The sequence below is a fragment of the Streptomyces sp. NPDC001157 genome, assembly GCF_053598255.1.
On record NZ_JBSFJW010000038.1, the window covers coordinates 55,198 to 74,986 of the forward strand.

The 19,789-nt window shown below is 69.4% G+C and carries 17 protein-coding genes and 1 tRNA gene; 6 read left to right on the forward strand and 12 right to left on the reverse strand.

Annotation, left to right across the window (positions count from 1 at the left end):
• Positions 1-75 precede the first annotated feature (75 nt).
• Positions 76-249 (forward strand): CsbD family protein, encoded by a 174-nt coding sequence (locus ACWDAG_RS40035; protein ID WP_450700481.1) that lies wholly within the window; start codon positions 76-78, stop codon positions 247-249.
• A 57-nt stretch (positions 250-306) separates the two neighbouring features.
• Here ACWDAG_RS40035 and ACWDAG_RS40040 read toward each other — a convergent pair whose 3' ends face one another.
• Both ACWDAG_RS40040 and ACWDAG_RS40045 read right to left on the reverse strand, forming a co-directional pair.
• A complete protein-coding gene (locus tag ACWDAG_RS40040; protein ID WP_030941872.1) occupies positions 307-984 on the reverse strand; it encodes a TetR/AcrR family transcriptional regulator in 678 nt (225 codons plus the stop codon).
• On the reverse strand, positions 981-1,991 hold the full coding sequence (locus tag ACWDAG_RS40045) for an acyl-CoA desaturase (protein WP_450700482.1): 1,011 nt from the start codon (positions 1,989-1,991) through the stop codon (positions 981-983). The genes ACWDAG_RS40040 and ACWDAG_RS40045 overlap by 4 nt, the downstream gene beginning before the upstream one ends.
• Positions 1,992-2,302: 311 nt before the next feature.
• On the opposite strand from ACWDAG_RS40045, the gene ppc reads away from it, so the two are divergent.
• Complete coding sequence (gene ppc / locus ACWDAG_RS40050; protein WP_450700483.1) at positions 2,303-5,044, forward strand: phosphoenolpyruvate carboxylase; 2,742 nt, start codon at positions 2,303-2,305, stop codon at positions 5,042-5,044.
• Positions 5,045-5,110: 66 nt separating this feature from the next.
• On the opposite strand, the gene ACWDAG_RS40055 is transcribed toward ppc, so the two are convergent.
• The 8 genes from ACWDAG_RS40055 to ACWDAG_RS40090 form a co-directional block, all read right to left on the reverse strand.
• Positions 5,111-5,785, reverse strand: a complete 675-nt coding sequence (locus ACWDAG_RS40055; RefSeq protein WP_450700484.1) for an LPXTG cell wall anchor domain-containing protein — start codon at positions 5,783-5,785, stop codon at positions 5,111-5,113.
• 135 nt (positions 5,786-5,920) lie between these two features.
• Complete coding sequence (locus ACWDAG_RS40060; RefSeq protein ID WP_450700485.1) at positions 5,921-6,436, reverse strand: hypothetical protein; 516 nt, start codon at positions 6,434-6,436, stop codon at positions 5,921-5,923.
• A 52-nt stretch (positions 6,437-6,488) separates the two neighbouring features.
• A complete protein-coding gene (pth, locus tag ACWDAG_RS40065) occupies positions 6,489-7,091 on the reverse strand; it encodes an aminoacyl-tRNA hydrolase (RefSeq protein WP_450700486.1) in 603 nt (200 codons plus the stop codon).
• A 98-nt stretch (positions 7,092-7,189) separates the two neighbouring features.
• Positions 7,190-7,786: a 50S ribosomal protein L25/general stress protein Ctc gene (locus ACWDAG_RS40070; protein WP_450700487.1), complete on the reverse strand. Its 597-nt coding sequence runs from the start codon at positions 7,784-7,786 to the stop codon at positions 7,190-7,192.
• 204 nt (positions 7,787-7,990) lie between these two features.
• Complete coding sequence (locus tag ACWDAG_RS40075) at positions 7,991-8,971, reverse strand: ribose-phosphate diphosphokinase (RefSeq protein WP_099929380.1); 981 nt, start codon at positions 8,969-8,971, stop codon at positions 7,991-7,993.
• A gap of 75 nt (positions 8,972-9,046) precedes the next feature.
• Positions 9,047-10,495, reverse strand: coding sequence for a bifunctional UDP-N-acetylglucosamine diphosphorylase/glucosamine-1-phosphate N-acetyltransferase GlmU (glmU, locus tag ACWDAG_RS40080; RefSeq protein WP_450700488.1), 1,449 nt, complete (start codon positions 10,493-10,495; stop codon positions 9,047-9,049).
• 114 nt (positions 10,496-10,609) lie between these two features.
• A tRNA-Gln gene (locus ACWDAG_RS40085) sits at positions 10,610-10,680 on the reverse strand.
• An 11-nt stretch (positions 10,681-10,691) separates the two neighbouring features.
• Positions 10,692-11,564: a hypothetical protein gene (locus ACWDAG_RS40090; protein ID WP_450700489.1), complete on the reverse strand. Its 873-nt coding sequence runs from the start codon at positions 11,562-11,564 to the stop codon at positions 10,692-10,694.
• A 167-nt stretch (positions 11,565-11,731) separates the two neighbouring features.
• On the opposite strand from ACWDAG_RS40090, the gene ACWDAG_RS40095 reads away from it, so the two are divergent.
• Positions 11,732-13,036 (forward strand): sensor histidine kinase, encoded by a 1,305-nt coding sequence (locus ACWDAG_RS40095; RefSeq protein ID WP_450700490.1) that lies wholly within the window; start codon positions 11,732-11,734, stop codon positions 13,034-13,036.
• A 25-nt stretch (positions 13,037-13,061) separates the two neighbouring features.
• On the opposite strand, the gene ACWDAG_RS40100 is transcribed toward ACWDAG_RS40095, so the two are convergent.
• Both ACWDAG_RS40100 and ACWDAG_RS40105 read right to left on the reverse strand, forming a co-directional pair.
• Positions 13,062-13,556, reverse strand: a complete 495-nt coding sequence (locus ACWDAG_RS40100) for an SUKH-3 domain-containing protein (protein ID WP_450700499.1) — start codon at positions 13,554-13,556, stop codon at positions 13,062-13,064.
• 71 nt (positions 13,557-13,627) lie between these two features.
• Entirely contained in the window at positions 13,628-14,164 is a 537-nt protein-coding gene (locus ACWDAG_RS40105; protein ID WP_450700491.1) for a YwqJ-related putative deaminase, read from the reverse strand.
• 295 nt (positions 14,165-14,459) lie between these two features.
• Between ACWDAG_RS40105 and ACWDAG_RS40110 the strand changes: the two genes are divergently transcribed.
• From ACWDAG_RS40110 to ACWDAG_RS40120, 3 genes are all read left to right on the forward strand, one after another.
• On the forward strand, positions 14,460-15,458 hold the full coding sequence (locus ACWDAG_RS40110; RefSeq protein ID WP_450700492.1) for an SMI1/KNR4 family protein: 999 nt from the start codon (positions 14,460-14,462) through the stop codon (positions 15,456-15,458).
• 8 nt (positions 15,459-15,466) lie between these two features.
• Positions 15,467-18,643, forward strand: coding sequence for an SUKH-4 family immunity protein (locus ACWDAG_RS40115; RefSeq protein ID WP_450700500.1), 3,177 nt, complete (start codon positions 15,467-15,469; stop codon positions 18,641-18,643).
• 217 nt (positions 18,644-18,860) lie between these two features.
• Entirely contained in the window at positions 18,861-19,748 is an 888-nt protein-coding gene (locus ACWDAG_RS40120) for a cellulose-binding protein (RefSeq protein WP_450700493.1), read from the forward strand.
• Positions 19,749-19,789 lie beyond the last annotated feature (41 nt).

Here is a 19,789-nt window from a genome sequence, read left to right on the forward strand (position 1 = left end):
CCGGGTTTGCCTCGCACCGGGACGGTTACCCGCCGTGGTGACACCGAAGTCCAACCTGACCGGGAGTGATCGACGGTGGCGAAGGACCAGAAGGCCAAGGGCAAGACCGAACAGGCCAAGGGCAAGGCCAAGGAGGCGGTGGGGCGCGCCGTCGGCAACGAGAGCATGACCGCCGAGGGCAAGGCCCAGCAGGCCAAGGGCGACGCACGCCAGGCCAAGGAGAAGACCAAGGACGTCTTCAAGCACTGACCGACGGGTGGGAGACACGCGGCGGGACCTCGCACGGGGCCCCGCCGCCCGTCCGTCTCAGCTCTTGCGGCGCCCGATCAGGTGCGGCTTGGCCTCCAGCCCGTCAAGGCCGTGCCACGCCAGGTTCACCAGATGCGCCGCCACCTCCGCCTTCTTCGGACGGCGCACGTCCAGCCACCACTGGCCGGTCAGGGCGACCATGCCGACCAGGGCCTGCGCGTACAGCGGGGCCAGCTTCGGGTCGAAGCCGCGGGACTTGAACTCGCGGCCCAGGATGTCCTCCACCTGGGTGGCGATGTCCGAGATCAACGAGGCGAAGGAACCCGTCGACTGCGGGATGGGCGAGTCACGGACCAGGATGCGGAAACCGTCCGTGTACTCCTCGATGTAGTCCAGGAGCGCGAAGGCGGCCTGCTCGCACAGCTCGCGGGGATGCCCGGCCGTCAGGGAACTGGTCACCATGTCCAGCAGGCGGCGCATCTCACGGTCCACCACCACCGCGTACAGCCCCTCCTTGCCGCCGAAGTGCTCGTACACCACCGGCTTGGACACCCCGGCCTTCGCCGCGATCTCCTCCACCGACGTGCCCTCGAAGCCCTTGGCGGCAAACAGGGTGCGACCGATCTCGAGCAGCTGCTGACGGCGCTCGGCCCCCGTCATCCGGGTGCGCCGCGCTCGCCGCGGCTTCTCATTCGTCGGGGTGCTGCTGGAGTCGGTCGCCACGGCGTCAATCATGCCGCCTTCGCCGACTCCTTCCGGGTCTGAGAGCCGTCCTCGCCGGTGTTACGGCGTGAATCGATACGCGAGCGTGACGGCCAGCGCACGTCGTACGCCCAGCCGAACGCCTCGAACCAGCGGATGATGCGCGCCGACGAGTCCAGCTGACCGCGCATCACACCATGGCGCGCGGAGGTCGGGTCGGCGTGATGCAGGTTGTGCCAGGACTCGCCGCACGACAGCACCGCGAGCCACCACACGTTGCCCGAACGGTCACGCGACTTGAAGGGCCGCTTGCCGACCGCATGGCAGATCGAGTTGATCGACCAGGTCACATGGTGCAGCAGAGCCACCCGAACGAGTGAGCCCCAGAAGAACCCCGTGAACGCACCCCACCAGGACATCGTCGCCAGACCACCGATCAGCGGCGGCAGCGCCAGCGACAGCGCCGTCCAGAACACGAACTGGCGGGAGATCGCACGGATCGCCGGGTCCTTGATCAGATCCGGCGCGTACTTGTCCTGCGGCGTCTGCTCCTCGTCGAACATCCAGGCGATGTGCGCCCACCACAGGCCCTTCATCAGCGCCGGGACCGTCTCCCCGAAACGCCACGGGGAGTGCGGATCGCCCTCCGCGTCCGAGAACTTGTGGTGCTTGCGGTGGTCCGCCACCCAGCGGACCAGGGGCCCCTCCACCGCCAGCGACCCCATGATCGCAAGAGCGATCCGCAGAGGACGCTTGGCCTTGAAGGAGCCATGCGTGAAGTACCGGTGGAAACCGATCGTGATGCCGTGGCAGCCCAGGTAGTAGAAGAAGACCAGCATGCCGAGGTCCAGCCAGCTCACCCCCCACCCCCACGCCAGCGGCACCGCAGCGACAAGCGCGAGGAACGGAACGGTGATGAAGAGCAGCAGCGTGATCTGCTCGATCGAGCGCTTCTGCTCCCCGCCCAGCGTGGCGGACGGGACGGACGTGTCGCCGGTCTCCTTCGGGGCGTCTTCGATCACATCGGAGCTTGTGGTCATGGGCGTCCCCTGTGGGGTCGAGGGTTGAGAGTGAGATGCCGGGGTGGCCGTGGGAACCGTGCCCGGGTTCCGTTACAACGGTCCCTACGGTTCCGTAACCTACGGCGTCGTAAGTATGGCAGCGAGTCGCCCGGCGGCAAGAGCCCGAAATCATGCGCGTCCGCATGGACACCTATCCTGGAGTCGGTCGGACAGCGCGGTCCGCTCTGATTCATTCCCGGATGTCAGGGCCGTATGCGGCGCCCGCCGCGCGGCCCCAGCGGCCGGGTTCCCCTCCCGGACGAGCTTCAACACTGCAAGGAGCCGCACCTGTGAGCAGTGCCGACGATCAGACCGTGCCGCAGACGAGCACGAGCAGCGAACTGCGCGCCGACATCCGGCGGCTGGGCGACCTCCTCGGCGAGACCCTCGTGAGGCAAGAAGGCCCCGAGCTGCTGGAACTCGTCGAGAAGGTCCGCCGCCTCACCCGCGAGGACGGAGAGGCCGCCGCCGAACTGCTGCGCGGCATCGAACTGGAGACCGCGGCCAAGCTGGTCCGCGCCTTCTCCACCTACTTCCACCTGGCCAACGTCACCGAACAGGTCCACCGCGGCCGCGAACTGCGCGAGCGCCGCGCCGCCGAGGGCGGCCTGCTGGCCCGTACCGCCGACCGGCTGAAGGACGCCGACCCCGAGCACCTGCGCCAGACGGTCCGCCACCTCAACGTTCGCCCCGTGTTCACGGCGCACCCCACCGAGGCCGCGCGCCGGTCGGTCCTCAACAAGCTCCGGCGCATCGCAGCACTCCTGGAGACCCCGGTCATCGAGGCCGACCGCCGCCGCTACGACACCCGACTGGCCGAGAACATCGACCTCGTATGGCAGACCGACGAACTCCGCGTCGTCCGCCCCGAGCCCGCCGACGAGGCCCGCAACGCCATCTACTACCTCGACGAACTCCACGCCGGCGCGGTCGGCGACGTCCTGGAGGACCTGACCGCCGAACTGGAGCGCGTCGGCGTCAAGCTCCCCGACGACACCCGCCCCCTGACCTTCGGCACCTGGATCGGCGGCGACCGCGACGGCAACCCGAACGTCACCCCCCAGGTCACCTGGGACGTCCTGATCCTCCAGCACGAACACGGCATCAACGACGCCCTGGAACTCATCGACGAACTCCGCGGCTTCCTGTCGAACTCCATCCGCTACACCGGCGCCACCCAGGAACTCCTCGACTCCCTCCAGGCCGACCTGGAACGCCTCCCCGAGATCAGCCCCCGCTACAAGCGCCTCAACGCCGAGGAGCCCTACCGCCTCAAGGCCACCTGCATCCGGCAGAAGCTGGAGAACACCAAGCAGCGCCTCGCCAAGGGCACCCCGCACGAGACGGGCCGCGACTACCTCGGCACCAGCGAGCTCCTTCAGGACCTCACCCTCATCCAGACCTCCCTGCGCGAGCACCGCGGCGGCCTCTTCGCCGACGGCCGTATGAACCGCACCATCCGCACCCTCGCCGCCTTCGGCCTCCAGCTCGCCACCATGGACGTACGCGAACACGCCGACGCCCACCACCACGCCCTCGGCCAGCTCTTCGACCGCCTCGGCGAGGAATCCTGGCGCTACGCCGACATGCCCCGCGACTACCGGGCCAAGCTCCTCGCCAAGGAACTCAGGTCGAGGAGGCCCCTCGCCCCCACCCCGGCGCCCGTCGATGCGCCCGGGGAGAAGACCCTCGGTGTCTTCCAGACCGTCAAGCGGGCCCTGGAGGTCTTCGGACCCGAGGTCGTGGAGTCGTACATCATCTCCATGTGCCAGGGCGCCGACGACGTCTTCGCCGCCGCCGTCCTCGCCCGCGAGGCCGGCCTCATCGACCTGCACGGCGGCTGGGCCAAGATCGGCATCGTGCCGCTGCTGGAGACCACCGACGAGCTCAAGGCCGCCGACACCATCCTCGAGGACATGCTCTCCGACCCCTCCTACCGCCGCCTCGTCGCGCTGCGCGGGGACGTCCAGGAGGTCATGCTCGGCTACTCCGACTCCTCCAAGTTCGGCGGCATCACCACCAGCCAGTGGGAGATCCACCGCGCCCAGCGCCGCCTGCGCGACGTCGCCCACCGCTACGGCGTACGCCTGCGCCTCTTCCACGGCCGCGGCGGCACCGTCGGCCGCGGCGGCGGCCCCTCCCACGACGCCATCCTCGCCCAGCCCTGGGGCACCCTCGAAGGCGAGATCAAGGTCACCGAACAGGGCGAGGTCATCTCCGACAAGTACCTCATCCCCTCCCTCGCCCGCGAGAACCTGGAACTGACGGTCGCGGCGACCCTGCAGGCCTCCGCCCTGCACACCGCACCCCGCCAGTCCGACGAGGCCCTCGCCCGCTGGGACGCCGCCATGGACGTCATCTCCGACGCCGCCCACGCCGCCTACCGCACCCTCGTCGAAGACCCCGACCTGCCCACCTACTTCCTCGCCTCCACCCCCGTCGACCAGCTCGCCGACCTGCACCTCGGCTCCCGGCCCGCCCGCCGCCCGGGCTCCGGCGTCTCCCTCGACGGCCTGCGCGCCATCCCCTGGGTCTTCGGCTGGACCCAGTCCCGCCAGATCGTCCCCGGCTGGTACGGCGTCGGCTCCGGCCTCAAGGCCCTGCGCGAGGCGGGCCTGGACACCGTGCTCGACGAGATGCACGAACAGTGGCACTTCTTCCGCAACTTCATCTCCAACGTCGAGATGACCCTCGCCAAGACCGACCTGCGCATCGCCGCCCACTACGTCGACACCCTCGTCCCCGACGACCTCAAGCACGTCTTCGACACCATCAAGACCGAACACGAACTCACCGTGCGCGAGGTGCTCAAGGTGACCGGAGAGACCGAACTCCTCGACGCCGCCCCGGTACTGAAGCAGACCTTCAGCATCCGCGACGCCTACCTGGACCCCATCTCCTACCTCCAGGTCACCCTCCTCAAGCGTCAGCGCGACGCCGCAGCCGCCGGCGAACAACCCGACCCGCTGCTCTCCCGCGCCCTCCTGCTCACCGTCAACGGCGTGGCAGCCGGCCTGCGCAACACCGGCTGAACCCCAAACACACATGAGGGTGCCCCCGGGCTCGTACGAAGCCCGGGGGCACCCTCACGCCGTACGTCAGGCCCTGCGCCGACGCACCACCAGATAGCCGCCACCGGCCACCAGCGCGGCCGCGACACCCGAGAGCAGACCCACCGGAGCCCCGTTACCCGTCTCGGCCAGGTCGCCACCGGAACCGCCCTGCGGGGACGCGGAAGCGGACCCGGACGAAGACCCCGGGGACGACGAGGAGCCGGGCGACGACGGAGAAGCAGAGGACGACGGGGACGCCGAAGAAGACGCCGACGGCGAAGGCGTCGAACCGCTGCCGCCGCCCTCCGAGTCCTTGCAGTCCGTCCAGAACACCTTGTGCTTGGCGGCGCCCTTCTCACCGTCGAAGTTCCAGAACAGCTTGTAGTGCCCGTCGGGCAGCGACATGTCCGCCGTACGGCCATGACCCTCGCCGTCCAGCGTGATGGCGCCGGTCTTCACCGTCTCGCCCTTCACACCGGCCGTCGGAGCCCAGGCCTCGATGTGCCAGTCGACCTGCTGGACCGCGTCAAAACCGAACGCGTCCAGATAGAACGTGCAGACGTGCGGCTCGTTCCGCTTCAGCTCCTCGCCGGTGGTGGCGTCATGGATCTTCACGGTCCCGTTGTCACCGGGAACAGTGGCGTGAGCGACAACAGGCGCCGAGAACAGCGCCGCCGCGGCGACGGCGGAAAGGGCGCCGGCGCGAGTGAGGGTACGCATGGGGAAAGTCCATCTTCGAGTTACGGACGGGAAGATGTGGAGGGGGCGGCTCAGCATCCAGCCAATCCTGACCCAAGGTCAATCACGAACAGGGAACGTTCGGATTCTCCACAAGACGGAGAACGGGAAAACCCGTCAGATAGTCACGAAAGCTGCCGTGAGCAACGCGACCCCCGACCCCGCCATGACCCACCCGGCCCGCGTCCGCCCCAGCCCCCCGGCCACCACCACCGAAGCCAGCAGCAACGCCCCACCGAACGGAACCCACGCATACAGAATCCCCGCCGGCCCCGACCGCACGACCTCATCGCTGCCCGGCTTCACCACCACCGTGTACGTCTGCCCCTTGCGCACCGCAACCGACTTCTCGATCACGACCCGGTCTCGACCTGAAGAACCCTGCGAAATCGGCGTATAGCGACCCGTACACGAATCGTCCCCGCACCGCGCCACCTCGATCGTGCCGCGCTCCCGCCCCTTCGTGAGCATCACATACGGAGCCGTCCGCCAAGACGCCCACACCCCGGCGATCAGAATCAGCACCGCGACCGCACCCATCGCCGCAAGCCGCCCGAACCGCAGAGCGGCAACCGAGGCCTGGCGCGAAACCTGACGGGTGGAGGTGGCAGTGGCAGGCATGGCCGGGATCATTGGCCATACCCCCACACCAGGTCAACTCCCACCGGATCCCCCGGGCGACAAGTCAGGAGTTGTACGTGCTTTGCGCCCGCTCCAACCCCTCGATCACCAGACACTCCACCGCATCCGCCGCCCGGTCCACGAAGTAGTCCAGCTCCTTGCGCTCCGCCGACGAGAAATCCTTCAACACAAAATCGGCAACCTGCATACGACCAGGAGGCCGCCCGATCCCGAACCGCACCCGGTGATACTCCGCCCCGAACGCCTTCGTCATCGACTTCAACCCGTTGTGCCCGTTGTCCCCACCACCCAGCTTCAGACGAAGAGCGCCGTAATCGATGTCCAACTCGTCATGCACCGCCACGATGTTCGCCACCGGCACCTTGTAGAAATCCCGCAGCGCGTTCACCGGACCACCGGACAGATTCATGTACGACATCGGCTTCGCCAGAATCACCCGCCGGTTCGCCGGCCCCGGCGGCCCGATCCGACCCTCCACGACCTGCGCCTGCGCCTTGCCCGCCCGCTTGAACCTCCCCCCGATCCGCTCGGCCAGCAGATCGGCCACCATGAACCCGACATTGTGCCGATTCATCCCGTACTCGGGCCCGGGATTCCCGAGACCCACAACAAGCCAGGGGCCATTGGCAGGGCTGGTCACGTCCACATCTCCTTGATGCGCGTCCTTGAAACGCGTCCTTGATACGCGCCAGCCGCTGCCCCGAACGGGAACAGCGGCTGACGAACGGTCGAACAGGGTGAGGATCAGGCCTCGGCGACCTCTTCGCCCGCGGCCTCCCCGCCCTCCGCGGCCTCCTCGGCCTGCGAGGCCAGGACCTGAAGGACGACAGCGTCCTCCTCGACGGCCAGCGTGGTGCCCTTCGGCAGCGTGATGTCCTTCGCCAGGATGGAGGCACCGGCCTCCAGACCCTCGACGGACACCGTGACGGACTCCGGAATGTGCGTGGCCTCGGTCTCGACCGGCAGCGCGTTCAGGACGTGCTCCAGCAGGTTGCCACCCGGGGCCAGCTCACCCTCGGTGTGCACCGGGATCTCGACCGTGACCTTCTCGCCACGCTTCACCAGCAGCAGGTCGACGTGCTCAAGGAAACCCTTGATCGGGTCACGCTGAACCGACTTCGGGATCGCCAGCTCGTTCGTCTTGCCGTCGATGTCCAGAGAGATCAGGACGTTCGGCGTACGCAGCGCAAGCAGCAGGTCGTGACCCGGAAGGGTCAGGTGCAGCGGGTCGGAACCGTGACCGTACAGAACACCGGGAACCTTGCTGTCACGACGGATACGACGGGCAGCACCCTTACCGAACTCGGTACGGGTCTCGGCGGTGAGCTTCACCTCGGACATGATCACTCCTCGTACAGAACAGAAACGGACGTGGTCACCCGGCCACGAACGGCCTGCTACGAAGAGCGCGTCGATAACGGACCGCCATACCCCGCCAAAAACGGGTACGGCCTCCCTCGCCGAGCAACTGCAGCAGTCTACTCGGCCAAGGAGGCCACACCCAAAACGATCTCCGCCAGAGACAAAACCCCCGACGCAGAACCCTTACTGCTCGTCGAACAGGCTCGTCACCGAACCATCCTCGAACACCTCACGCACCGCACTCGCAATCGTCGGCGCAATCGACAACACCGTGATCTTGTCCAGATCCCGGCCCAGCTCAGCCGGCGTCGGCAGCGTGTTCGTGAACACGAACTCACTCACCCGGGAGTTCTTCAGACGATCCGCGGCAGGACCGGACAGCACACCATGCGTGGCCGTCACGATGACATCCTCAGCGCCATGCGCGAACAGCGCGTCGGCCGCCGCACAGATGGTGCCACCCGTGTCGATCATGTCGTCGACCAGGACACACACCCGACCCTTGACCTCACCCACGACCTCATGGACGGTCACCTGGTTCGCCACGTCCTTGTCACGACGCTTGTGCACGATCGCCAGCGGAGCACCCAGCCGGTCGCACCAGCGGTCCGCCACCCGCACACGCCCCGCGTCGGGCGAGACCACCGTCAGCTTGTTCCGGTCCACCTTCTCGCCTACATAGTCCGCAAGCAGCGGAAGAGCGAAGAGATGATCGACGGGCCCGTCGAAGAACCCCTGAATCTGGTCCGTGTGCAGATCCACGGTCAGAAGGCGGTCCGCACCCGCCGTCTTCATCAGATCAGCCACCAGCCGCGCCGAGATCGGCTCACGACCACGGTGCTTCTTGTCCTGCCGCGCATAACCGTAGAACGGCACGATGACAGTGATGGACCGCGCCGAAGCCCGCTTCAGCGCATCGATCATGATCAACTGCTCCATGATCCACTGGTTGATCGGAGCCGTGTGGCTCTGGATCACAAAGCAGTCCGCGCCACGCGCCGACTCCTGATAGCGGACGTAGATCTCACCGTTCGCGAAGTCGAATGCCTTCGTCGGGACGACGCCGACCCCCAGCTGCTGGGCGACCTCCTCGGCAAGCTCGGGGTGGGCGCGGCCGGAGAAGAACATCATCTTCTTCTCGCCGGTCGTCTTGATCCCGGTCACAGCTGTCTCCTCAGAGGTGTCTCAACTGGGTGTGCACTTATCACGGTACGCCGTGTCCGGCGCACCCGTTTCCGGTCAGTCTTCGCTCTCGACCTGCCGAGACGCCGCCTCAGCCGCCTGCGCCGCCGCGCTCCCCGGACGCTTGCGAACCACCCAACCCTCGATATTCCGCTGCTGACCACGGGCCACAGCCAGCGAACCGGGCGGCACATCCTTCGTGATCACGGACCCCGCAGCGGTGTACGAGCCGTCCCCGACAGTGACAGGAGCCACAAACATATTGTCCGCACCCGTCCGGCAATGCGACCCGACGGTCGAGTGGTGCTTCTCCTGGCCGTCGTAGTTCACGAACACACTCGCGGCACCGATGTTGGTGTAGTCGCCGATCGTCGCGTCACCGACGTAGGAGAGGTGGGGGATCTTGGTCCCCTCGCCGATGGAGGCGTTCTTCGTCTCGACGTAGGTACCGATCTTGCCCTTCGCGCCCAACCGCGTCCCCGGACGGAGATAGGCGAACGGGCCCACCTTCGCCTGCGGCCCGATATGAGCACTGTCGGCCACCGTGTTGTCGACACGCGCCCCGGCGTCCACCTGAGTGTCGGTGAGACGGGTGTTGGGCCCGACCTCCGCACCCTCGCCGAGGTGCGTGGAGCCGTGCAGCTGAGTGCCCGGGTGGACGACGGCGTCCTGCTCGAACGTGACGGTGACGTCGACCCAGGTCGTCGCCGGGTCGATCACCGTGACGCCGGCGAGCATGGCGCTGGTCAGCAGCCGGTCGTTGAGAATGCGACGGGCCTCGCTCAGCTGCACACGGTTGTTGATCCCGGCGATCTCGCGGTGATCGGCGGCAACGGAGGCCCCCACGCGATGACCGGCCTCACGGAGGATCCCGAGGACGTCCGTCAGGTACTCCTCACCCTGGCTGTTGTCCGTACGGACCTTCTTGAGCGCATCCGCCAGCAGCAGACCGTCGAACGCGAAGACACCGGAGTTGATCTCACGGATCACGCGCTGCGTCTCGGTGGCGTCCTTGTGCTCGACGATCTCGGTCACGGCACCGGTCGCGTCGTCGCGGATGATCCGGCCGTAGCCGGTCGCGTCCGGGACCTCGGCGGTCAGCACGGTGACGGCGTTCGAGTCGGCGGAGTGCGTCGCCGCGAGCTGCCGGAGCGTCTCACCGGTGAGGAGCGGAGTGTCGCCGCACACGACCACCACGGTCCCGTCGACGCTGCCGCCGAGCTCGTCCAGGGCGATGCGTACGGCATGCCCCGTGCCGTTCTGCTCCGCCTGCACCGTGGTGCGTACGGCGGGGTCGGTCTCGGCGAGGTGCGCGGTGACCTTCTCGCGGGCGTGCCCGACCACGACGACGAGGTTCTCGGGGTCCAACTCACGGGCGGCGGCGAGCACATGCCCCACGAGGCTGCGACCACAGAGCTCGTGCAGGACCTTGGGTGTGGCCGACTTCATACGGGTGCCCTCACCCGCTGCGAGAACGACGACGGCTGCCGGGCGAATGGCGCTCACGGGGTTGCCCTTCGGCTGTGGAGTGGGTGGGGACAACCGCAGGATACCGGGGCGTTTCTTGGGGGACATGGGAGCGGGCCCTGACGGTGCTGTCAGGGCCCGCTACTTGTCATGCTCCCGGGGAAGGAATCGAACCCTCATTCAATGGACCAAAACCATTTGTCCTGCCTTTAGACGACCCGGGATGGTTCGTCCGCTATGTCCGATTCTCTAGATCGGTGCGGCGTGCAGCCCCTACTATGCCGTACCACCAGCCTTCGATGCGACGGTACAAGTCGGCTCCCTTCAGGACTCTGATGGCCAGGCAGCCGCGGTACGAGTCGCCGGTGTTCTTCCGTACCGTCTTCGGGTTGTGTTTCTTCAGCGTGGTCTTGTAGAAGGCGGAGCGGTCGGCGCCGACGAGTTCGGCCCAATACTGTTCGGCGGCGGCCACGTCGGCGGTCTCGTGGATCATCACGGAGTACCGCAGGCGTTCACGCTCGACGCCGAGTAGGTTCAGCCAGGCAAGGAAGACCTCGATCATCCCGGGGTCGCTGTTGACGAAGATCACGTTTTCTCGTCGGGCGTACGGCTTGTCCTTGCCGCCCTCGGCCCAATAGAGGGCGACGCCGGCAATGAATAGATCGCGGTCGGATAGGTGGCCAATCTCTGCGGTTGCCGATGCCTTGGTCTGTTGGCGCTGCTCGTCCCGCATGGCGAGCTCGTGCTCCCATCTCTTTCGACCTGCCAGCCTGGCCTGCTCCGCAGGGGCACGCCGCTCCGGCCTTGGCAGATCCCGTACCCACAACGAGATCGAACTCTTCGAGCACCCCAGCTCCACCTGGATCTGGTCGTACGTCCAGCCCTGGAGCCGGAGCTCCCGCGCCCTGTCCCGCAGGTCGTCCTTCGCGTTCGGGCGCTTCGTCCATTCCGGAGGGGGCTCGCCCTCCAGGAGGCGGTTGAGGATGTCGTTGTTGTCGACGTGCAGGCGGTCGCGGATCTGGCGGCGGCTGAGGCCGGACCGCCGCAGCGCGACCGCCCGCTCCCGCAGTCCCTCGAAGTCGGCGTATTTGCCATGTGAATGTGCCATGGGCATACCGTCCGGGCGGAATCCGGGGTTCCGGCGGCGAACAATGTGCGATTCAGCAGTTCGAGGGATATCGGTCTGTTTCGCTTACGTTCGGTTACGGAGTGTGGTGTAGACCCATCGCGAAAACTCGCCGGAAAACGGGGCGCGGACGCCCGTAGGCTGGAGGCATGACCACGACGGGGGAAGTGCACGCGGCGGCCCGGGGAGGGCCGTGGTGGTGGGCCAGGTGGCGCAGTGCGGCACTGGACGTGAGCTTGGCTTTTGTGTCCGCGGTGGAGTGTGCGTTCGAGGGTGTTCGGTTTGCTCGGGACGCGGGGATTCCGGTGGCCGCGGGGGTTGTTTTCGGGGTGTTGGCCGGCTCGGCGCTGCTGGTGAGGCGGCAGTGGCCGATTGCTGTGGTGCTGGTGTCGATCGCCATTACCCCGGCCCAGATGGGCTATCTGATGGGGGTCGTCGGGCTGTACACGCTCGCCGCCTCCGAGTTGCCGCGGCGGATCATCGGGTCGCTGGCGGGGATGTCGCTCGTCGGCATGTTGATCGTGATGTTCGTGCGGGTGCGGCAGGACATGGCGCGGGGGTCGTGGGATCTGGGGGACTGGTTCGTTCCGTTCGCTGCGATCACCACCGCGATCGGGATGACTGCGCCGCCTCTGCTTCTGGGGCTTTACGTCGGGGCTCGGCGGCGGCTGATGGAGAGCTTGCGGGAGCGGGCGGACAGTCTTGAGCGTGAGTTGCAGTTGCTTGCGGAGCGGGCCGAGGAGCGGGCCGAGTGGGCGCGGAACGAGGAGCGGACTCGGATTGCGCGGGAGATGCATGACGTTGTCGCGCATCGGGTGAGCCTCATGGTCGTTCACGCCGCTGCGTTGCAGGCCGTTGCTCGTAAGGACCCCGAGAAGGCCGTGAAGAATGCCGCGCTGGTGGGGGATATGGGGCGGCAGGCGTTGACCGAGTTGCGGGAGATGCTCGGGGTGCTGCGGAGTGGGGACGGGGTTCGGCGGGCCGAGCGGTCGGTTCCGTTGGCGGCGGTGGGGGTGGCTGCTGCGGTGGCGGCTTCGAGGGCCGTCGATGAGGGTGAGGGGCCCTGTCTGGAGGAGTTGGAGGAGTTGGTCGGGCAGTCGGCGGCTGCGGGGATGGTGGTGGATCTGTCCGTCGAGGGGGATGTGCGGTCGTATGCCGCTGAGGTCGAGCAGACCGCGTATCGCGTGGTGCAGGAGGCGTTGACGAACGTCCACAAGCATGCGGCGGGTGCGAAGACGCATGTGCGGCTTGCGCATCGGGTGTCGGAGATCGCGATGCAGGTGGAGAACGAGCCGCCGCCGGAGATGGCTTCGGCGTCGTCGGCGCGGTTGCCCTCCGGGGGGAACGGGCTGGTGGGGATGAAGGAGCGGGTGGCCGCGCTGGGTGGGGTGTTTGTGTCGGGGCCGACGGATGCCGGGGGGTTCCGGGTGTCGGCGGTGATTCCGGCGGCGTAGTGGTCGCTGTCCGTGTGCGGGTGGTTCAGCCCGCTGTCAGTCGTACCGGTTCGATGCCTGAGATGAGGCTGCCGAGGGCTTGGTCGATGTCGGGGCCGAGGTACCAGTCGCCTGTGTGATCGAGGGCGTAGATGCGGCCTTCGGTGTCGACGGCGAGCAGGGAGTGGGTGTCGGTCTCGGTGCCGAGGGGGCTGACTTCGGTGTCGAGGGCGCGGCCGAGGTCGCTGAGGGTGCGGGCCATGTGGAGGCCGTGCAGGGGGTCGAGGTGGAGGGCTGCGGGGGCGACTTGGCGGCCGGGTCCGGTGGGTGTGATGTGGAGGCCGCCGAATTCCGCCCAGGCTTCTACGGCGGCGGGGAAGACGGCGTGGCGGTGGCCTGCGGGTGAGGCGTGGTCGCGGAGGGCGTCGGCCCAGATCTCGGCCTGTTTTATGTCCCAGCGTCCGGGTTGCCAGCCGGCGGCGCGGAGGGCGGCGTCGACGGGTACGGGGAAGCGCGTGGTCGAGGTGCGGTCGGGGTGCATCTGCCCTTCGATCGTCGAGTTCGCTGAGTTCACAGTTCGGTGCGGGCCGTCTTGCTTGGGGTGGTGGGGGGTCAGCCGTCTGCTGCTGCGGGGTCGACGATGCGGACGCCGTAGTGGGCGCTGAGGGCGGTGCAGGCGCGGCAGGGGGTGGCGAAGGTGCCGTGGAGGGGGTCGCCGTCCTCGCGGATACGGCGGGCGGTGAGTTTGGCCTGTTTGAGGGCTTTGCGGGCTTCGCCGTGGGTCATGGGTTTGCGGGTGGCGCGTTTGCTGCGGGCGGCGTCGGCGGCGGCTATGTGGCGGGAGATGAGGATGGTTTCGGCGCAGCGGCCGGTGAAGCGGTCGCGCCCGGCGCTGGGGAGGGTGTCGAGGAAGTCCTGGACGAGTGGGTGCAGGGGTGGGGGCTGGTCGCCGCGGGCGGCGGTGCCGGTGAGGGTGGCGCCGCGGACGGAGAGGGCGGCGGCGATGGTGGGGAGTATGCCGTCGCGGCGGTGGAGGAGGGCGGGTGCGTGGGGGGTTTCGGTGGCGCTCCAGCCGATGCGGGGGTCGCCGGACGGCCCGGTGTGCGGTGCCGTGTGTGGTCCCGTCTGCGTCGCGTTCATGATCGTCATCCCCTCCCGTGCCTCCCCCGGAGGTCACAGAGTGCCAAATGTCGTGGCTGGTGCGGAAGCTGGGGCGGTGCGACACGCCCGGGTTTGGGCGGGCTGTCACGGCGGGGTGACGGCTGGTCACGGAAGCGGAGGGCGGCTGGCCGGTGCCCGGTGACCGGTGCGGTCGTACCGCATAGGCTGTCGGCACCGCGATCCACGCGGCCGACGTGTGGAGAGGGCTGTACAGGAGATACGGGGCGGGTTGGCCGATGGTGGTCATCGCGGTCCGTAACGAACGCCGCAGGGGGCAACCGCCATGACGACAGGTCGGCTCGGGCAGCAAGCCGCGCCGCCGAACGCGGCCTATGCCGGGCAGGTCGTGCATTTCCCGGATCCGGTCCGGGCGGCACGTCACCCGAGAGGGGTACGGGTTGACGAGCGTGGTTACCCCGATTTCTCGGTCTATGCGCGTGCTGCTGCGGAGATCGCGGAGCCGCCGGAGGGTTTCGGTGTCGATGAGTTGCGGCTGACGGACTACGTCTCGGCGAACGCGGCTCTTGCGGCCTCCGGTCATGAACTGTGGGACACGGTGCCTTCGGTGGCGACTCCGCATGGCTGGACGTGGCATCACGTGGTGGGTTCGCGGCGGCTGGAGTTGGTGCCGGTCGAGGTGAAGGCGTTGCTGCGGCATCACGGTGGGATCGCGACGGCGGCGGTGGATCAGGACAAGCGGGGGACGCGGCCGTTGCAGGAGACGCGGCCTGCGCATTTCGGGTTGCCGAAGTCGGGTGTGGCGGTGACGGAGTCGCAGGTGCAGGGGGTCGAGGAGGACCTCGGGTATCGGCTGCCGGGTGCGTACCGTTCGTTCCTGAAGGCGGCGGGTGGGTGTGCGCCGGTGGGTGCGGCGCTGGATGCCGAGTTGGGGCTGTTGATCGACCAGCCGTTCTTCACGGTGCGGGACGAGGCGGCGGTCAATGATCTGGTCTACGTCAACAAGTGTCTGCGTGACCATCTGACCAAGGATTACCTGGGTGTTGGGTTTGTGCAGGGTGGCTTGCTGGCGGTGAAGGTGAAGGGCGAGCGGCCCGGTTCGGTGTGGTTCTGTGCGTATGACGACGCTCGGGACGTGGATCCTTCGTGGGCGCCGGCGGACCGGGTGGAGCGGTTGCTGCTGCCGTGCGGTGAGGACTTCGACGCGTTCTTGGCGCGGCTTGCGGGCAATCCGCCGGAGTTGGAGACGGTGGCGAATCTGATGGTGGACGGCGGGTTCGCGCATTCCGTTCCGGTCGCTTCCGTCTCTTCGGTGGGGGAGTGAGCGTTGCGATGGTGACCTTCGCGCAGGCGCAGGAGCGCGCCGAGGAGTGGATCAACGGGGATGTGCCGGCGTATCAGCATCGTGAGGTGCGGGTGCGGGAGTTCGGTCTCGGGTTCGTGGTGTGGGCCGAGGACCGGGCGGAGGGGCCGCGTTCGGACGGGGGTCTGCAGCGGCTGGTGATCGCCCGGGACAGCGGTGAGGCGACGTTGTGGCCGTCGTTGCCGGTGGGTGAGGTGATTCGCCGGTACGAGGAGGAGTACGGCCGGCGGGACGAGGCTGCGGAGCCGGTGCCGTCGGCTTCGGCGCGGGTGGATCTGAATCAGACGTCGTTCCTGTTGAGTCCGCCGGAGTGGTTGCAGGAGGCGGCGGACAAGTTGGGGATCGCGGATCGGCGGGGTGGTGCGGCTGCTTCGTCGGGTGACGGTGCTCGGTGGCCGGAGGCCGGGGCGGGTGACGCGCCGGGTGCGACGGGTTCGCCTGCCGGGGCGACTCCTTGGGCCGGGACGGACACCAACGGGGGCGGTGAGGACCTTTCCGTCCCGCTGCCTGCGACCGTGTTCGCGCCGCCGCTGAACGATGCGGGTGAGGAAGCACGGCCGGACGCCGAGACGGCGCTGATGGCGGGCGGCAGCGGGCTTCCGCGGACGACGGAGGAGCGGGCGCTCGATGAACCGGGGGCTCCGGGTGGTACGCCTGCGCCGCCTCCGGGTTATGGGTATCCGCAGGGCGCGGGCGCGCAGCCTCCGGGGTACGGCTATCCGCAGGCTGCGGCGGCGCAGGGAACGCCGCCTCCGCCGCCGGCCCCTCCGTCGTACGGCTATCCGCAGGCGCCGGGCGCCCCCGGTCGGCCGCTCGCGCCGAACGCCGGGGACATCGCCGACGCCGCGACGAGCAAGGCGGCTCCGTCGCCGCGCCGGGGTTCGTCCACGCCGCCTCCGCCGAGCGCTCCGGGGGTGCCGGGTGCGCGGCCGGGGAGCGCGCCTCCGCCTCCGCCGGGGTCCGGTGCGGGCGGGTACGTTCCTACGCAGCTGGTGTCGGCGCTCGGTCCGGACGGGCCTGAGGGTGCTGCGGGGCCGGGGGCTCCGGGAGGCCCGCCGCCTCCGCCGGGCGCCGCGCCGGGTGCCCCGGTTCCGCCGGGCGTCCCCCACCCGCCCGGCGCACCGAACGTGCCCGGCGGCACGCCTCCGGCCAACGTCCACCAAGCCGCCACGATGCTCGCCGACCCCGCTCGGATGGGGCCGGGGGCACCGCAGCCTCCGGGGCCGCCCGGTGTTCCCGGTGCGCCGCAGCCTTCGGGCGCGCCCGGTGGTCCGGGTGCGGGGGTGCCGCAGCCTCCGGTTGCCCCCGGTGGTCCGGGTGCGCCCGGCGCGCAGGCGTTTCCGGGCGCCCCGGGTGCACCAGGCGCGCCCGGCGCTCCCTTCGCCCCGGGTGCTCCCGGCATGAGTGCCCCGCCCCAGCCTCCTGCGGCTCCCGGTGCGCCCGGTGCGCCCGGTGTCCCGCAGGCCCCTGGGACTCCTGGTGGCGCTGGCTTCCCGCAGCCTTCCGGTGCTGCGGGTGGTTCTGGCGGCCCGCAGCCTCCGGTGGGCCCGGGTGCTCCGGGCGGTCCTGGCGTGCCACAGCCTCCGGGTGCTCCGGGTGGCCCTCAGCCTTCTGATGCTCCGGGCAGCTCTGGCTTCCCGCAGCCTCCTGGCGGTCCTGGCTTTGCGCAGCCTCCGGGTGCTCCCGGTGCCCCTGGCTTCCCGCAGCCTCCCGGTGCTCCTGGCGCTCCTGGCTTCCCGCAGCCTCCGGGTGCTCCCGGCGGTACGGGTGGTCCGGGCACCCCGCAGCCTCCGGGTGCTCCCGGTGCCCCTGCCTTCCCGCAGCCTCCCGGCGCTCCCGGCGCTCCCGGCGCTCCCGGCGCTCCCGGCGCTCCCGGCGCTCCGGGTGGTCCTGGCGTGCCCCAGTCTCCCGGCGCTCCCGGCACCCCGCCGCCTCCCGGCGCACCCGGAGCCCCCGGCATGCCCGGCGCCCCCGGCGCTCCAGGCGGCCCCCCCGGTGGTCGAGGTGCCGTGCACCATGCGGAGACCGTGCTGGCCGGGCCCCCCGTAGGCGCACCCGGTGCTCCTCCGGTGGGCGGGCCCGGCGCGCCCCCGCCGCCTGCCCCCGGTATGGCGCCCGGAGTGCCCGGCGCCCCGCAGTCGCCCTCGTACGGCTACCCGCCGCAGCAGGGGCAGCCGACGGTGGGGCCCGGGTATCAGGCCGTGCTTCGGTATCGGGCGCAGGACGGGTCCGAGCAGCAGTTGATTCGGCGGTCGGCGCCGGGTATGCCGCACCCGGAGTGGCAGATCTTCCATGAGCTGCGCGGTATGAACGTGCCGCCGGACCAGGTGCTGGAGCTGCACACGGAGCTGGAGTCGTGCGAGCTGCCGGGTGCGTACTGTGCGCGGATGATCCGGGAGCAGTGGCCGCAGGCGCGGATCACGTCCATCGCGCCGTACGGGACGGATCACGCGAGCCGGCAGCAGGGCATGCAGCAACTGCTGGCGCACCAGGGCGAGTTGCACCAGGTGGCGGACGGGCCGGCCCGCCCTGCGCCGGTGCGGGCGCCGTTGCCTCCGGTGCAGGCGGCCGCGCCGATTCCGCCGGAGGCGGTGGGGCAGGAGCTGGCGGGTGCGTTCGGGCCGGGTGTGTTCCGGTTCGAGCAGGCTGCCGTGTCCCGGCAGGGTGTGCCGCCGGTCGTGGCGCACTCGCTGGTGGCCGCGGGGCTGCCGGCGGACATGGGTCCGTTCTTCTGGGCGCAGGCCCAGCCGGGGCGGCCGGTGCCGACGCTCGCCGAGCTGGCGCAGGAGCGCGGTGTGCAGCCGGCCGCGGACGCGGGCTCGTATCTCGTCATGGGCAGCGACTTCGGCCGGGCGGTGTGTGTGCAGTACGGCACCGCGAACATCGTGGCCGTGCCGGTGGAGGCGGGGCCCGGTGGTGCGCCCGTACCGCCGCAGTTCGTGAACACGGGGCTGCCGGAGTTCCAGCGGTGTCTGGCGCTGCTGGGCCGGATGTGGCGCTTGCGGTTCGGACTGAACCAGGAGCAGGCGGGCCGTTGGACCGTCGACTTCCAGGCCCAGCTGGCCTCCCTCGACCCGGCGGCGCTCGGTTCGCCGGAGAGCTGGTGGTCGGTGCTGCTGGAGCAGATGTGGGACGGGTTGCTGTGATGCGCTGCCGCTGAGAAACCCTGAACTGCTTCGGACCCTGTTGCTGAAGGGCCGAGCCGGTCGTTCTGACCGGCCCGGCCCTTTTGTGTTCGTACGCCGATCGCGATACGCATACGGAGTGTCGCGTTATGAACACTTCTGCCCGATATATCAAGATGGCGCGAAATCATCATTGCGCGCCCGTACGGCGGAGAGTTCGGCGGAGAGGGGTTCCAGGATGAGCAGCACACCGATCTCGCCCCATGGCTTCGGGGCCGTACGGGGGCGCGGTTACTGCCCCGAACAGGTCGAGGTGTTCGCCGAGGCGCTCTCCCTGGACCGGGATGCCGCCTGGGAGAGGGCGGCCCGGCTCACCGTCCTCGCCAAGGACATGGAGGCGGAGGCCGCGCTGCTGCAGGAGACCGTGTCAAAGCTGTCCCCGCAGACGTACGAGGCGCTCGGCGAGGGTGCCCGGAGCCTCTTCCAGCATGTGCAGGAGGAGGCCGCGGCCGTACGGGAGCGCGCCCGGCAGGAGGCGCAACGCCTGCTGGAGGCGGCGCAGGCGTACGCGAGCGAGGTGCTCGGCGCCGCCGAGGCGCACGCCGAGTCCGTACGCGCCGACGCCGAGGAACACGCCGGTCAGCGGCTGCTCGTGGCGCATGCCGAGGCCGACGAGATCCGCATCGGCGCCCGGCGCGCGCTGAAGGAGGGCCGAGGCGAAGTGCTGGGCGTGCTCAGGGAGGCACGGCAGCGCGCCACCGTGAAACTCGCCGAGCAGGCCAAGGAGTTCGCCGAGCGGTGGGACGAGGTGGAGCGGGCCGAGGCCGAGCGCGCGGCGGCGATCGACGGGCGGAACGCCGGGCTGATGGCTCGGGCGGAGGCCGAGCTGGCCGAGGCGAGGCGGGAGTTCATGGACGCGGAGGAGTACGCCCACCGCTGCCAGGACGAGGCGAGCGCGCGCGCCGCGGAGATCCTCGCGGCGGCGCGGCTGAAGGAGGAGCAGATCGCCCGGGAGACGGAGCAGGTGCTGCAGCAGCACAGCGAGCTCGCGGACGAGATGCAGGTGCAGATGGACAACGTACGCAGCAGTCTCACGGCGTTGACGGGTTCGGCCTCGGGGGAGTGACGGGCGGGACGGAGGCGCCCGGCACAGGCCGCGCCTCCGTC

Bases quoted from the DNA above. Each gene is read 5' to 3' on its own strand.
- ACWDAG_RS40060 (WP_450700485.1), bottom strand. From the start codon at position 6,436: ATGATCCCGGCCATGCCTGCCACTGCCACCTCCACCCGTCAGGTTTCG.
- ACWDAG_RS40100 (WP_450700499.1), bottom strand. From the start codon at position 13,556: ATGCACCCCGACCGCACCTCGACCACGCGCTTCCCCGTACCCGTCGAC.
- ACWDAG_RS40115 (WP_450700500.1), top strand. From the start codon at position 15,467: ATGGTGACCTTCGCGCAGGCGCAGGAGCGCGCCGAGGAGTGGATCAAC.
- ACWDAG_RS40055 (WP_450700484.1), bottom strand. From the start codon at position 5,785: ATGCGTACCCTCACTCGCGCCGGCGCCCTTTCCGCCGTCGCCGCGGCG.
- ACWDAG_RS40045 (WP_450700482.1), bottom strand. From the start codon at position 1,991: ATGACCACAAGCTCCGATGTGATCGAAGACGCCCCGAAGGAGACCGGC.
- ACWDAG_RS40120 (WP_450700493.1), top strand. From the start codon at position 18,861: ATGAGCAGCACACCGATCTCGCCCCATGGCTTCGGGGCCGTACGGGGG.
- ACWDAG_RS40105 (WP_450700491.1), bottom strand. From the start codon at position 14,164: ATGACGATCATGAACGCGACGCAGACGGGACCACACACGGCACCGCAC.
- ACWDAG_RS40070 (WP_450700487.1), bottom strand. From the start codon at position 7,786: ATGTCCGAGGTGAAGCTCACCGCCGAGACCCGTACCGAGTTCGGTAAG.
- ACWDAG_RS40090 (WP_450700489.1), bottom strand. From the start codon at position 11,564: ATGGCACATTCACATGGCAAATACGCCGACTTCGAGGGACTGCGGGAG.
- ACWDAG_RS40040 (WP_030941872.1), bottom strand. From the start codon at position 984: ATGATTGACGCCGTGGCGACCGACTCCAGCAGCACCCCGACGAATGAG.
- ACWDAG_RS40110 (WP_450700492.1), top strand. From the start codon at position 14,460: ATGACGACAGGTCGGCTCGGGCAGCAAGCCGCGCCGCCGAACGCGGCC.
- ACWDAG_RS40095 (WP_450700490.1), top strand. From the start codon at position 11,732: ATGACCACGACGGGGGAAGTGCACGCGGCGGCCCGGGGAGGGCCGTGG.